A 13614-nucleotide genomic window follows, 5' to 3' on the forward strand; every position below is an offset into this window, starting at 1 on the left:
GCCGCCCTTCTCAGGCCCCCTTGTCGTCCGGAAGCGCCGTGTCGTCCTCGACCACGTGCACGGCGGCCTCCTCCGCACCGGCGGCTCCCGCGTCGATGCCCACGTCGGAGGCGACCTCCTCCTTGGTGGTGTCGGCGTGGGCGCCCTCGTCGGGGGCGACGAGACGCCCGGCACGCTCGGTGCCCGCCTCCGGGTCGACCGGTTCGCCCTCGCCCTCGGGGGTGTCGCCGACCTCGTCACCGGGCGGCTCGCTCACTTCGGGCGCTTCTTGCGCGAGGCGCTGGTCGAGGCTCTCGCCGTCGTGTTGTTCGGCGGCCGTGGTGCCGTGCTTGGTGACGCCGAGCGGCTTCTCCGGCGGGGAGTAGCCCTCGGCGAGGGTCTCGTCGTAGGTTCGCTCGTCGACGGCGTCCTGCAGGTCGAGCGGCGCCGCGTCCTCCTGCTCCTCGTTGCTTCCGGTGGGCTGGTACGCGTCGTCCGCCATCGGTTCGGGGTCCGTCCGTTCGGTGCCCATGGCCGCCTCCCTCGCGCGCCGCGTCGACTCGCTTCACTCCGGTGTCCCGAACCGCGTTTCCCTTTGCGCCATGTCTAACCCCGGATGAGGCAGCCCTCCCCGGCCCGGGGAGACGGGCCAGGGAGACGGGCCGGGGAGGGCTGTTCGTCAGCAGGTGCGGCCGATGTAATAGGCGCCCTGGATCTTGCTTGCCGAGCCCAGCCAGGTCTTGCCGGGCGCGACGCACCGCTCGTAGTCGGGCGCCAGGGCGACCTCGACCTTGATGACCACGCGGGAGCCGTCGGAGGTGCAGTGGTTGTAGTAGGCGTCGGCGCTGGTCTCGAAGAATCCGCACGGGTCGGCGGCGGCCGGGCTCGCGGTGGTGGTCACGGCGCCCATCGAGGCGAGCACGAGGGCGGCGGAACCGAGGGCGTTGGTCACCATACGACGAACACGCAAGAGAATCTCCTTGGGTTGGATGTCCGCCCCAGGATGGCCACCCTGCCGCCGTTCGACGGACCGTCCGCCGTGCCGTTCACCCGGGGAATCGTTCTGCCGTTACGCCACTGGGGTGATCTTGTCCGGGTCACCGTTTGAGGCGTGGGAGTGGGGAGTCCAGGCGATGCGCTCGGCCACGAACAGCCGTGTATCCGGCAGTTCGGCGTAGCCTCGACCAAGTCGTCGGCGAGGGCCGGAGTTGGTCCCAACCTCGGAATGGTCAAGGCGTACTTGCCTTCTCGCACTCCGTCCCGGCGAGCCCCGCCGTCCACTTCTCCTCGATGCGGCCGAACTTCCACACCAGCAGGGCGACGATCCAGGTGGCGAAAAACAGGCCGACGATCACGAAGCCGAGCAGGTTCAGGTCGAGGCCGCTGATCCAGTTCCAGAAGGCGCCGTGCAGGCCGAGTTTCTCCGCGAGCAGGCCGAGCAGTTCTACCGTGCCGATGAGCAGGGCGACGGCGACGGACAGGCCGGTGACGGTGAGGTTGTAGTAGACCTTGCGGACCGGCTTGGAGAAGGCCCAGCCGTAGGCGAAGTTCATGAAGGAGCCGTCGATCGTGTCGAGCAGGGACATGCCGGCGGCGAACAGGACGGGCAGGCACAGGATCGCGTACCAGGGCAGGCCGGAGGCGGCGCCCGAGCCCGCCAGGACGAGCAGGGCGATCTCGGTGGCGGTGTCGAAGCCGAGCCCGAAGAGCAGGCCGAGGGGATACATCTGCCACGGCTTGGTGATCGACCTCATGACGCGGCCGAGCAGGCGGTTCATGAAGCCGCGGTTGTTCAGCTGCTCCTCCAGGGCCGCCTCGTCGTAGCGGCCCGAGCGCATCCGGCGGAACACCTTCCAGATGCCGGCCAGGACGACCAGGTTGATCGCCGCGATCAGGTAGAGGAAGGCCCCGGAGACCGTCGTACCGATGAGGCCGGTGACGTCGTGGAGGCGGGAGTCGTCGTCCTGGACCGGTCCGGCGAGGGTCTTCACGCCGAGCGAGAGCAGCAGCGCCAGGGCGAAGACGACGCTGGAGTGGCCGAGGGAGAACCAGAAGCCGACCGACAGCGGCCGCTGCCCCTCGCCCATCAGCTTGCGGGTGGTGTTGTCGATCGCCGCGATGTGGTCGGCGTCGAAGGCGTGCCGCATGCCGAGCGTGTACGCGGTCACGCCGATGCCGACACCGAAGGACTTCTCGCCGACGCTGTAGTGGTGCGGCGCGACGATCGCGACCAGGGTGACCCAGCCGATCACGTGCAGGGCCACCACCACGGCGGCCATTGCGCCCACCCTGATCCACTCCTGCCGCGTCATGGAGCCACGGACGCGGTGCCAGGCCGAGCCCCTGGCGGGGGCGGTGGCGGGGAGGAGGGACGGAGCGGAGTCAGGGGCGGCCGTCATCGGGCGGAGGGTCCTTCTTTCGGCTGAACGGCCGCGGTATGCAGCCTTTCGCCATCCTCCGGTACGTGCAAGACATGTGCAGTAAAGCCCGTGGCTGGTCTTCACCACGAGTGCGGAAAGTCCCCCGTCACAGCGCCCGCGTCACAGTTGCCTCCGTACATGGTTCCCGTCACGGAGTCGCGTTCGGCCCGTCCGGCCGGCTGCGGCGTTGCTCGATCATCTCCCGGCTCAGCTCCTCCGTCTCCGGCTCGGTCAGCCGCTCGAAGCCGTCCTCGGTGATGACCGACACGATCGGGAAGATCCGGCGGCTGAGGTCCGGGCCGCCGGTCGCGGAGTCGTCGTCCGCCGCGTCGTACAGCGCCTGGAGCGCGGCCAGGGCGGCCTCGCGCCGGTCCATGCCCTTGCGGAACAGCTTCTTCAACGCGCCTCGCGCGTACGGCGATCCGGAGCCCTCGGCGTGGAAGTCCTGCTTCTCGTACAGCCCGCCGACGACGTCGAAGCTGAAGATGCGGCCTCGCTCGCCCTCGGGGGCGGACGGGTCGTAGCCGGTGAGGAGCGGTACGACGGCCAGGCCCTGCATGGCCTGGCCGAGGTTCTGGCGGATCATGCCGGCCAGGCGTCTCGCCTTCGCGTTGAGGGTCATCGGCGTGCCCTCCATCTTCTCGAAGTGCGTCAGCTCGACCTGGTAGAGCTTCACCATGTCCACCGCGAGCCCGACCGTGCCGGCGAAGGCGACCGCGGTGTGGTCGTCCGCAGGGTGCACCTTCTCCAGGTCGCGCTGGGCGATGAGGTTGCCCATGGTGGCCCGGCGGTCGCCGGCGATCAGCACGCCGTCGCGGTAGGCGAGGGCGAGCACCGTGGTGCCGTGCGGCACCCGGTCGGGTGCGGCCCGTATGCCGTCCGGGAGGATCCGGCGCGTGCTCAGCAACTCCGGGCGGTGCTCGGCCAGGAACTCGGTGAAGGACGAGGTCCCGGGAGTGAAGAACTCCTCCCCCAACCGCCCGCCGTTGTCATTCCACGTCATGGCACTCCCCCTCGTCTCCGGGCCGACAACCGGTCTCCTACCAGAAGGCGGGGGACGGGAAACGCCGGTCGGGGTCACAGCGCCTCGCGCCGGGTCAGGAAGCGGAGGCGGCCACCGCGGCCGGTGCCCCGCAGCACTCGGACGTCACGCGGGTCCGTCCGGGCCCGGCGTCGGTGCGAGGTGGAGATCGAAGCCGGCGGAGCGGTGGACCTCCCAGTCGCGGGCGTACCCGGGTGGTGAGCCGCCCGGCTCGGTCAGAGCGGCGGTCGGAATCCGCTGGGCGGTGCGCAGGATCTCTGCCCGGGTGCTGTTGGCGTTGGAGCCGTGGGTCGCCGCCGAGGAGCAGCCGGCGTAGTAGGCGATGGGGAGGGACTGGTTTCCGGTCAGCAGGCAGGGCGGGCGGACGCCCAGGCGGTGCAGGTCGGTGGCGGTGCGGGCCCAGTCGCGGCGGTCGGCGGTGGTGCGGTCCACGGTGCGCTCCAGGACGACGTACTGCACCGCCAGGTGTCCGGCCAGCCCGATCGCGACCAGGGTCGCCGCCGCCGGACGCCACCGGCCGTTCGGCTTGGTGACCAGGTGGAACAGGGCGTCGGCGACCGGGATCGCCAGCAGCGCGTAGGCGGGCTGCAGGAAGCGGGGGGCGGCGTAGCCGATCATGAACAGGTAGGGGAAGGCGGCCGTCGCGGCGCACAGCAGTGGAAGAAGCGTGGGGGCCGTGCGCCGGGCCCGCACCGCGATTGCCAGGCCGAGGGCGGCGAGCAGGGGCAGGACGAACCACCAGGCGAACACCGCCGGGTTCGGCATCGGCGCGGTGCAGGGGCGGCACAGGGTCCGCCCGATCAGGCTACGCAGCTGGTCGTCGACGGCGAAGTACCAGCCGAGGCCACCCTGGATGTCGGAGCCCTCGGACAGGCGCTGCCCCAGGCCGCCGAAGGAGACGTACGCCTCGATCACCCACTCCCCCGCGCCCGCCACGAGTCCGCCCACGAGAGCGACCGTGAGCCGCCACTGGCGGGCCGCCGGCGCTAGGGCCTGTGTCGAAAGTGGCGCCTGTCGGGCGGACGACGCCACTTTCGACACAGGCCCTAGGACGAGCAGGGGCAGCGTGACCCACACGGCGTCGGTGGGCCGCATCCACGCCATGAGCGCGGCGCCCGCCACGACCCCCCACAGGGCCGACCGGTCGTGGCGGTCGGCCCTGGCCCGCAGGAAGCCGCCGACGCAGACCAGGGCGCCGATGGCGACCCAGTAGTTGGGCATGGCCTGCGGGCCGTAGTAGACCGTGATCCACAAGGAGGCGAACAGGGCGCCCGCGGCGGCCAGTACGCGGGCCGGGAACAGCCCTCGCCAGACGCGTAGGGCGAGGTAGAGGCCGAGGCCGGACAACAGGGCGAGGTAGACGCGGAGCAGCTCGGTGGAGGTCGACCAGGACGCGATCGGTGCCACCAGCAGCGAGACGCCCCGGGCGCGTGGTGCGCTGAAGAAGGACGCCGGTGCCTGGGTGCCGACCTGGCTGACGTACACCGTCTCGTCCCAGCCGAGGCCCATGCCGGGGCGGACGAGGGCCAGTTGGGCGAGCGTGAAGGCGCAGGCCACGGCCGCGAGCAGCCACGCGCCGCGCGTCCGCCAGGACGTGCCGGGCACGGTGGCCGGTTCGCGTCGCCGCATACCGACGAGCATGGCGTTCGTGCCGTGGGACATCGTCGACCCCTCACCCCTACAAGTCGTAGGGCTTCTCAGACCGCACAGCCTGGTGGGCTGAAGGTGACGCGAACAGAAAGCGAACAGAGAGCGAACTAGGATGCGAAAAACATAGCCAAACTAACCTGCATCGGACTGGTATGCAGGGCGAAGTTCGGCCGTACGGGGGTGGAGTGGCGTCAGCGGGCGTTCGGGCTCCGGTGCGGGGGCTGTTCCGGGGCGGGGCGCGTCTCGGGCGGCGGGACGGTGCGGACGACGGGGCCGTCGCCGTTCACGGTCAGCCTGGTGTCGTGGTGGCGGATCGTGAGGGGTTCCCCCGACAGCAGCGTGTACGTGGCCTTGTCCGGGCCCACCTCCACGCGCAGGCGGCGGTCGAGGTGTTGGACGGTGAAGGCGAGGCGGCTGAACCTCTCGGGCAGGCGGGGCGCGAACCGGAGCGAGTCGCCGTCCCGGCGCAGGCCGCCGAAGCCGGCGACCAGGGCCGTCCAGGTGCCGGCGAGGGAGGCGATGTGCAGTCCGTCGCGGGTGTTGTGCTCCAGGTCCGCCAGGTCCATCAGGGCGGCCTCGGCCGTGTAGTCGTAGGCGAGGGCCAGATGTCCCGACTGGGCGGCGACGACGGCCTGGCAGCACGCCGACAGCGAGGAGTCCCGTACGGTCAGCGGCTCGTAGTAGGCGAAGTTGCGGGCGATCTGTTCCTCGTCGTGGAACTCCTCGAAGTAGGCGCTGCACAGGTACATCGCCAGGACCAGGTCGGCCTGTTTGACGACCTGTTTGCGGTAGATGTCGAAGTAGGGGAAGTGCAGCATCAGCGGGTACTGGTCGGGGCCGGTGCCGGCGAAGTCCCAGCGCTGGTAGCGGGTGAAGCCGGCATGCTGTTCGTGGACGCCGAGTTCGTCGTTGTAGGGGATGTGCACGGCCTCCGCGGCGTCGCGCCAGGAGGCGCTCTCCTCCTCGTCGACGCCGAGCCGGGCCGCCTCTTCGGGGTGGCGTTCGCAGGCGTCGGCGGCGGCCAGCAGGTTCGCGCGGGCCATGAGGTTGGTGTACGTGTTGTCGTCGGCGACCGCGCTGTACTCGTCGGGGCCGGTGACGCCGTCGATGTGGAAGACGCCGTGGTGGTCGTGGTGGCCGAGGGAGCTCCACAGGCGGGCGGTCTCCACCAGCAGTTCGAGGCCGGTGTCGCGGGCGAAGTGGGTGTCCCCGGTCGCCGCCGTGTAGCGCACCACGGCGTCCGCGATGGCCGCGTTCACATGGAAGGCGGCGGTTCCGGCGGGCCAGTACGCGGAGCCTTCCGAGCCCTCGATGGTCCGCCAGGGGAAGGCGGCGCCGCCGAGGCCGAGTTGCTGGGCGCGTTCCCGGGCGGCGGGCAGGGTGTTCTGCCGCCAGCGCAGGGCCTCGGCCACGGCGGCGGGCGCGGTGTAGGTCAGCAGGGGCAGCACGAAGGTCTCGGTGTCCCAGAAGGCGTGGCCGTCGTAGCCGGATCCGGTCAGGCCCTTGGCGGGGATGGCCCGTTGTTCGGCGCGGGCGCCGGCCTGCAGGACGTGGAAGAGGGCGAAGCGGACGGCCTGCTGGATCTCCTCGTCGCCGTCGACCTCGACGTCGGCGCGCGCCCAGAAGTCGTCGAGACAGGCCCGCTGGTCCCGGAGCAGGCCCGTCCAGCCGCTGTGCCCGGCGGCGGCGAGGGCCGCCTCGACCTGGTCGCTCATCGCGGGCCGGGAGCGCGCGCCGGACCAGCCGTGGGCGACCGTCTTCTCCACCCGCAGCCGCTGGCCGGGTTCCAGGACGGAGGTGACGGTCAGCCGGGCCACGTCCACGTTGCTCTCGCTGCTCGTCGTGGTCCGCTCGGGGCCGTCGATGACGTGGTCGGCGGCGACGGCGACCCTCAGGCCGCTGCGGCGGGTGCGGTGCACCAGACGCAGCCGGGGGCCGTCGGCGAAGTCCTCCTCCGGCTCCAGCGGCGACTTCAGCGCCCGGGCGGTGCGCGGGTCGGCGTCCGGTTCGGGCAGGCTCTCGTTGGCGACGAGTTCCGACTGGATCACGACGCGCGTCCGGCTGTCGACGGGTTCCACCTCGTACGCCACGGCGGCTATGGCCCGCTGGGTCAGGGAGACCAGCCGCGTGGAGCGCACCCGTATGCGGGAGCCGGCCGGGGAGATCCACTCGCAGACGCGTTCCAGCACACCCCTGCGCAGGTCCAGGGTGCGTTCGTGGGCGACGAGCCGGCCGTAGCGCAGGTCGAACGGTTCGTCGTCGACCAGCAGCCGCAGCACCTTGCCGTTGGTGACGTTGATGATGGTCTGACCGGACTCCGGGTAGCCGTATCCGGCCTCGGCGTAGGGCAGCGGGTGCAGTTCGTGCACGCCGCCCAGGTAGGAGCCGGGCAGGCCGTGCGGTTCGCCCTCGTCGAGGTTGCCGCGCCAGCCGACGTGGCCGTTGGACAGCGCGAACACGGACTCGCTCTGGGCCAGGACGTCCAGATTGAGGTCCGTCTCGCGCACGGCCCAGGGCTCGACGGTGTACGACCTGTGGGTGATCACGCCGTGCCTCCCAGTTCGGCGAGGTCCTTCACGACCCGGTCGGCTCCGTGCGCGTAGAGGGCGTCGGTCTGTCCGACGCGGTCGACGCCGACGACGTATCCGAAGCGGCCCGCGCGGCCCGCGTCCATGCCGGCCAGGGCGTCCTCGAAGACGGCGCACCGCGCGGCCTCGACGCCCAGGTCGTGCGCGGCGGCCAGGAAGGTGTCCGGGTGCGGCTTGCCGGGCAGTTTCCGCTCGGCGGCCACCACGCCGTCGACGCGTACGTCGAAGAGGTGCTCGGCGTCGATGGCGCGCAGGACGTCACGGCAGTTGGCGCTGGAGGAGACGATCGCGGTGCGCAGCCCGTGCGCGCGGACCGCTTCGAGGTAGCGCAGGGTGCCGTCGTACGCCTCTACGCCGTCGGTGCGGATCTTCTCCAGGAGCAGGTCGTTCTTGCGGTTGCCCAGGCCGTGGACCGTCGGGGTCTCTGGTGGATCGTCCCGATCCCCTTCGGGCAGTTCGACGCCGCGGGAGGCGAGGAAGGTGCGGACGCCGTCGGCGCGGGGGCGGCCGTCTACGTACTCGTCGTAGTCGGCGTCGTCGAACGGCCGGAAGTGCTCGCCCTCGCGTTCGCGCAGGAACGCGTCGAACATCTCCTTCCAGGCGGCCGCGTGCACGACGGCCGTCTTGGTGACCACGCCGTCGAGGTCGAAGAGGCAGGCCAGGATGTCTTCGGGTAGACCGAGCTCCGTCATACAGGCACGGTTCCCCACGAGGGCGCGTCCAGTGGGTGGCGCACGCCACAGAGGGGGCATTTCAGGACAGATTCTTACCTGCCCTCAGTGGGGGTCAGTCGTGCGGGAACGAGTGGTGTTCGTGGGCGACCAGCCAGCGGCCCCCCTCCTTGCGCAGGCCGAGCGTCAGCCGTAGGCGCAGGGTGGGCTGCGCGGCGAGTTCCTCCGGCGTGCCGCACCGCAGCAGCGCGTGGGCGTAGGCCACGTCGGTGCCGGCTGTGACGTCGAGGGACTCGATGTCGAAGCAGGCACCCTGGGCCTGCCACTCGAAGAAGGGCGGCCAGGTCGCGCGGTAGGCGGCGAGGCCGTGGATGCCCTCGTGGGGCGGCGGGACGTCGAACATCACGATGTCCTCGGCGTGGTCCGCGAGGACGCCGTCGAGGTCGCCCCGGTGGACGGCCTCGGCCCACCGGGTGATCAGGGTGCGGACCTGCGCTGCGTCGTCGGTCACGGCGTCGCCTCCTTCCTGCCCTCTTCTTCACGAGACTGCCCTCCGCCGTCGAAGGCGTCGAATCGGCGCAGGGTGACACACTCTCCTGTGTGCCGCTGACCTTCGACGATCTCCTCGACCGCGCCCACGCCCTCACCCGGCACGGGCGCCGCGCGCTCCTCGGCATCGCCGGCAGCCCCGGCGCGGGCAAGACGACCCTTGCAGAGCACCTGGTACGAGCACTGAACGTGGCCGGGGACCCGTGGGTGGCGCACGTCCCCATGGACGGCTTCCACCTCGCCGACGTCGAACTCGACCGGCTCGGCCGACGGGACCGCAAGGGCGCGCCCGACACCTTCGACGCGGCGGGGTACGCGGCGCTGCTGCGGCGGCTGCGGGAGGAGGACGACGAGGTCGTGTACGCGCCCGGCTTCGAGCGGGTGCTGGAGCAGCCGATCGCGGGGGCGATCCCGGTGCCGCCGACGGCGCGGCTGGTCGTGACGGAGGGCAACTACCTGCTGCTGGACACCGGTGCGTGGGCGCGAGTGCGGCCGCAGCTGGACGAGGTGTGGTTCTGCGAGCAGGACGAACGCGAACGCGTCCGGCGCCTGGTCGCGCGGCACGAGGAGTTCGGCAAGACCCACGAGGAGGCTGTGGCGTGGGTGCTCGGCTCGGACCAGCGCAACGCGGAGCTGATCGCCGCGACGCGGGGACGGGCGGATCTGGTGGTGCGGGGCGTCGTAGGGTGGCCGGATGGGGCTGGACATCACCGTGCTGGCGGTGGACTGGGGGCAGTTGGAGCGGACGCCGGCGGGTGAGCGGGAGGAGCTGCTGTACGAGGCCATGTGCCCCGACGACGCCGTACTTGCCGCACAGCCCGAGGTGGGCTGGGTGTTTCCCGCCTCGCCGAAGGTTCCGTGGAGCGGGCGGTACGAGTTCCGCGACACACTCGGCTTGTACAAGGCGCACTTCTGGGCGGCGCCTGGCGGCCCCGCCTGCTGCTCGCGCGCGGAGCGCTGGATCGCGGACTTCGACGAGTTCGCCGCTCTTCTGCGCCAGTGGGCCGTCGTCGTCGATGAGACCGCGCGGCGCGGGTGGGGGCTGCTGGGGCTGCCCATCTGATGCGGACAGCCCGCTCGGCGTCAACGCCCGTCAGCCGCCGGCGCGACGCACCGTCAGCTCCGGCTCCCCCCGCGCGTCCTCGGCCCCGATGACCGCCGTAAAGGCGTCCGTCCGTACGTTCAGCCCGTCCTCGCCCCGCTCCACCGACACCGCGAACGCCTCCTCGGAGCCGTACCGCACCGCGAACACATGCAGGTCGTCCGGCGCGTCGGCGATCGGGCCGGCCTCCAGGGCCGTCGAGCTGACCAGGTGCCGCCAGCCCGCGTCCGGGTTGCCGTAACCGCGCGGGTCTTCGGCGAGGGCGAAGGCCGCCTGCTCCTGGGTGAGGTCCGCACGGGCGTCGAAGTGCTCCGCGCTCTCGTCATCGGGGTGCGTCAGGCGCAGAGTGCCCGCGCAGGACACGGCCGCCTGAGCCGTACGCCGGACCCGGTCGCCGTCGTCCTCGGCGTACGGCAGGCCGGCCAGCAGGTACGGCGTGCCGTCGAGGCGTTCGACGGCGACCGTCGTCCACAGGGTCGTCCCGTCGGTGACGTACAGGGAGCGCACATGCCGCAGGACGTGGTCGCGGCCCACGACCGGCTTGGTGACCAGCTTGGCCGTCAGTCCGTCGGCGCGGACGTCCCGGACGCGCACCTCGCCCATCGGGCGGCACAGCAGGAAGCCGTCGGTGACGGGGCCGAAGCCGTGCTGGCGGTTGACGGCCGCGGACAGGTAGTACGTGCCGCCCGCCTCGACCACCGCCGGTGTCATGCGGTCGTCGAAGGCCACGGAGACCGTGCCCGCGCGCAGTTGGTGCCGGGCGACCGCCGTGGACGGCTCACGGTGCCAGCGCGTGGCGTCCTGGATCTGCCAGACCAGCATCCACGCGAAGTGACCGTCGACCCCGCCGTCCGCCTTGACCGCGTGGCGGCCCCAACGGGTGTCGCCCCGGTAGCGGCCGAGGTCGGAGCCGATACGCCGGCTGAAGTAGCGAAGGCCCAGGACCGACTCGAAGCCGGAGTGCTGCTCGCTGTAGCGGGGACCGCCGTTGTCGAAGCCGCCGGAGGTCAGGCGGGCGTCGATGTAGCGGGCCAGCGCGTCGCCGTCCTCGGCGAAGATCTGCTCGCCGCTGACCCGGTGGGCCTGGGCGAGGAAGGACAGGGAGATCGGGCCGTAGTTGTTGTCGTAGGCGCCGCCGTGCTCGGGGGGCAGCAGGGCGCCCCGGTCACGGACCCGGTGGGCTCGGATCTCGTCGACGTACAGGCTGATCGCGCGGGAGCGGACCGCCTCCCCCTCCTGAGGCGGGAGATGGCGGGCCAGCATCAGGCCGCCGACCGTACAGCCGATGGCCTGGTTGCCCGCCTCCTGCGGATTGAAGTAGGTCACCTCGGTCAGCCAGCGCCAGTAGCCGCGCGCCACCTCGAGGAGTTCGGCGCGCTGTGCGTCCTCGACGAGCCCGTCCACCGTGTCCAGCAGGTTGACCGCCTGGAGCAGGGCCCACACCGTGCTCGGCCAGTCACCGATCGGATGGGCGCCCGCCTGAAGGACGTAACGGGCATACGGCAGACCGGAGTTGCGGAGCCTCAGGTTCGGGTAGCCCGGGTTGTCGTCGGTGTAGACCCGCTCGCGCAGATGGAAGGCGAGGCTGCGGCGCACCGCCTCGGGCAGCCGCGGGTCCTTGGTGCGCTGCCAGGCGAGCGCGAGGAGCGAGGTGATGCCCAGTGAGGTGTCGCCGATGTCGTCGACGCAGTCGGGGTGTTCGAGGTTGCCCTCGGGTGTGATGCGCGCGAGGGCCTGCTCGACGACGTCGGAGAGGACCGCGTCGTACGTCTGCGGGGTGTCCGGGAGGTCGTGCAGCGGGCCGCGCTGGTGGAGGAGGTGCACGGGAGGGGGCGTGAGGTGCACGGGGATCAATCCTTCATGCCTGGGGTGGCCATGGAGTGGTTCGTCGGGGTCACACGGTGGGTGCGGGCCGGCGGGCGCGCACCGCCACGGTCAGTGTCTGCGGGCCGTGTCCGCCGAGGTAGACGCGGTTCCCGGTCGTCGCGTCGGTGCCGCCCACCACGGTGTAGTCCTGGCCCGGGTCGTAGCGCAGTACGTCACCGCGGTCCGGTCCGGCGAGCGGTTCGCCCGCCTCGACGGCGGCCTCGACCCGGATCTCGTCGTCGCCGGCCCGGTAGGTCAACGGCTCGGTCGTCAGGCACCAGCGTCCGTCGCCGAGCGGTACGGCGCCCTGCGGCTCGCCGCCCGACCGGAAGGTCAGTTCGAGGGCCCAGGCCACCGGTGGGCCGCTGATGTCGATCCGCAGGTCGGCCCCGTCCTCCCGCAGGTCGACCTCGACTCGGGTCGTGTGGGAGACCTCGTCCTGAGGGCGGTCGGGGAAGGCCATCGCCGCGGAGAAGCGGCCCTCGTCCAGCAGGCGGTAGGCGCCGTCGTCGCGCCTCCGGTCCTTCGGGAGCGGCTGGTAGTAGGCGGTTGTGAGGGTTTGGGTGAGCCGGTACCGGTTGTCGGCGAGCTGTTCCATGTCGGCGGCGCGGAACGGGCCCAGGTCGAAGAACACCCGCGAGAGGCGGACCGCGTCGAGGACGGCGGCACCGGCGAACATGCGCAGGAAGGTGGGGTTGCAGGCGAGGCCCGAGCGGATGCGCCGGTGCTCGGGCACGTCGGAGCCGCCGTACACCACGGTGTGCGCGGTGGCCGAGGCGTGTGCGGCGAGGCGTGCGGTGGGGAGGTACCGGTCGCGCGGGAGCTTCTCCGCGTCCGGGGCCGGCAGGGCGCGGCACAGATCCGGGGTGAGGAGGGTCTGGGCGAGCAGGTCGGGGTCGTCGATGCCGTCGGCGGCCGCCAGGCGGGCCGCGCGGGCGAAGTCGCCCCGGCCTGTGCGGATTGCGAGCAGCCGGTAGTGCGGCAGGTAGGGCCACAGCGGGAACGAAAGCTTCTGGTCCTGGCGGCGTGAGTGGACGGTCTCCACCGTGCCGTCCGGCCTGGTCAGGTCCAGGGTCGTGGCAAGGTTGCGTTCGACGGCGTCCAGCAGGTCGGTACGCCCGAGCACCTCGGCCAGCAACAGCAGCGACGGGTTGGTCACGAGGGCCGCGTAGACGGCGCTGCGTTCCGAGTACAGGCCCTCCGCGTCGATGTCGACGCCCTCGGCGAGCCATTCCGCCACGCGGTCGAGCAGCCGGTCGTCCGGGAACGACCGGTGCAGCCGGGCCAGCGCCGCGCACAGCTCCCAGCGGTGGTTCGGAGTGTGCACCCCACCGGTCAGGAGACTGCCGGAGGCGGCGCCGGCGATCTCGGCGAGCGCGGCCGTGACGTCGCCCAGTTCCGGCCCCGCGCCGGCGGCGAGGACGTGCGCGTCGCACACGTCGTTGACGGTGAACGCGGAGTCCGGCGGCGACTGAACGTTGTCGCCGCCGGCGAAGAGGCCGGTGGTGGTCTGCGCGGCCCGCAGGGCGCGGAGGTGGGTCGTCGCGGCGGCGACGGCCTGCCCGCTGTCGTGCAGTGCCGAGTCCGGGGAACGGTACGCGGCGACCAGAGTCTTCACCCGGCGGGCCAGAACGCGGTGGGTCACACCGGCGGGTTCCTTGTCGGGGCCGGCCGCCAGCGGGGCGGCCAGCCGGTCGGCGGCGCGGGCCACCGCGCGGACGAACTCGTGGTCGAGCGGGGTGGGCAA

12 protein-coding genes are annotated in these 13614 nt (G+C 71.8%); 2 read left to right on the forward strand and 10 right to left on the reverse strand.

Annotated features, from left to right (window positions below):
- Positions 1-10 precede the first annotated feature (10 nt).
- The 8 genes from CLM62_RS42190 to CLM62_RS42225 form a co-directional block, all read right to left on the reverse strand.
- Positions 11-511 (reverse strand): DUF5709 domain-containing protein, encoded by a 501-nt coding sequence (locus CLM62_RS42190; protein WP_095755181.1) that lies wholly within the window; start codon positions 509-511, stop codon positions 11-13.
- Positions 512-658: 147 nt separating this feature from the next.
- Positions 659-949 carry a DUF6355 family natural product biosynthesis protein gene (locus CLM62_RS42195; RefSeq protein ID WP_095755182.1) on the reverse strand — a complete coding sequence of 97 codons (291 nt, stop codon included), beginning with the start codon at positions 947-949 and terminating at the stop codon, positions 659-661.
- A 259-nt stretch (positions 950-1208) separates the two neighbouring features.
- Positions 1209-2378, reverse strand: coding sequence for a HoxN/HupN/NixA family nickel/cobalt transporter (locus tag CLM62_RS42200; RefSeq protein WP_095755183.1), 1170 nt, complete (start codon positions 2376-2378; stop codon positions 1209-1211).
- A gap of 169 nt (positions 2379-2547) precedes the next feature.
- Positions 2548-3402, reverse strand: coding sequence for a proteasome subunit beta (gene prcB, locus CLM62_RS42205; protein ID WP_095755184.1), 855 nt, complete (start codon positions 3400-3402; stop codon positions 2548-2550).
- Between the two features lie 144 nt (positions 3403-3546).
- Entirely contained in the window at positions 3547-5103 is a 1557-nt protein-coding gene (locus CLM62_RS42210) for a hypothetical protein (protein ID WP_095755185.1), read from the reverse strand.
- Between the two features lie 179 nt (positions 5104-5282).
- Positions 5283-7637, reverse strand: a complete 2355-nt coding sequence (locus CLM62_RS42215; RefSeq protein ID WP_095755186.1) for a glycoside hydrolase family 65 protein — start codon at positions 7635-7637, stop codon at positions 5283-5285.
- On the reverse strand, positions 7634-8371 hold the full coding sequence (locus CLM62_RS42220) for an HAD family phosphatase (protein WP_095755187.1): 738 nt from the start codon (positions 8369-8371) through the stop codon (positions 7634-7636). The genes CLM62_RS42215 and CLM62_RS42220 overlap by 4 nt, the downstream gene beginning before the upstream one ends.
- A gap of 94 nt (positions 8372-8465) precedes the next feature.
- Positions 8466-8861: an SgcJ/EcaC family oxidoreductase gene (locus CLM62_RS42225; protein WP_095755188.1), complete on the reverse strand. Its 396-nt coding sequence runs from the start codon at positions 8859-8861 to the stop codon at positions 8466-8468.
- An 89-nt stretch (positions 8862-8950) separates the two neighbouring features.
- On the opposite strand from CLM62_RS42225, the gene CLM62_RS42230 reads away from it, so the two are divergent.
- Positions 8951-9658, forward strand: a complete 708-nt coding sequence (locus tag CLM62_RS42230; protein WP_095755189.1) for a nucleoside/nucleotide kinase family protein — start codon at positions 8951-8953, stop codon at positions 9656-9658.
- Complete coding sequence (locus tag CLM62_RS42235; RefSeq protein WP_095755190.1) at positions 9594-9962, forward strand: hypothetical protein; 369 nt, start codon at positions 9594-9596, stop codon at positions 9960-9962. The genes CLM62_RS42230 and CLM62_RS42235 overlap by 65 nt, the downstream gene beginning before the upstream one ends.
- A gap of 30 nt (positions 9963-9992) precedes the next feature.
- Here the strand turns inward: CLM62_RS42235 and CLM62_RS42240 are convergent, their stop codons facing one another.
- Both CLM62_RS42240 and CLM62_RS42245 read right to left on the reverse strand, forming a co-directional pair.
- A complete protein-coding gene (locus tag CLM62_RS42240; protein ID WP_095755385.1) occupies positions 9993-11825 on the reverse strand; it encodes a hypothetical protein in 1833 nt (610 codons plus the stop codon).
- A 70-nt stretch (positions 11826-11895) separates the two neighbouring features.
- A complete protein-coding gene (locus tag CLM62_RS42245) occupies positions 11896-13614 on the reverse strand; it encodes a hypothetical protein (RefSeq protein ID WP_095755191.1) in 1719 nt (572 codons plus the stop codon).

The organism is Streptomyces sp. SA15 (genome assembly GCF_002291145.1).
GTDB lineage: Bacteria > Actinomycetota > Actinomycetes > Streptomycetales > Streptomycetaceae > Streptomyces.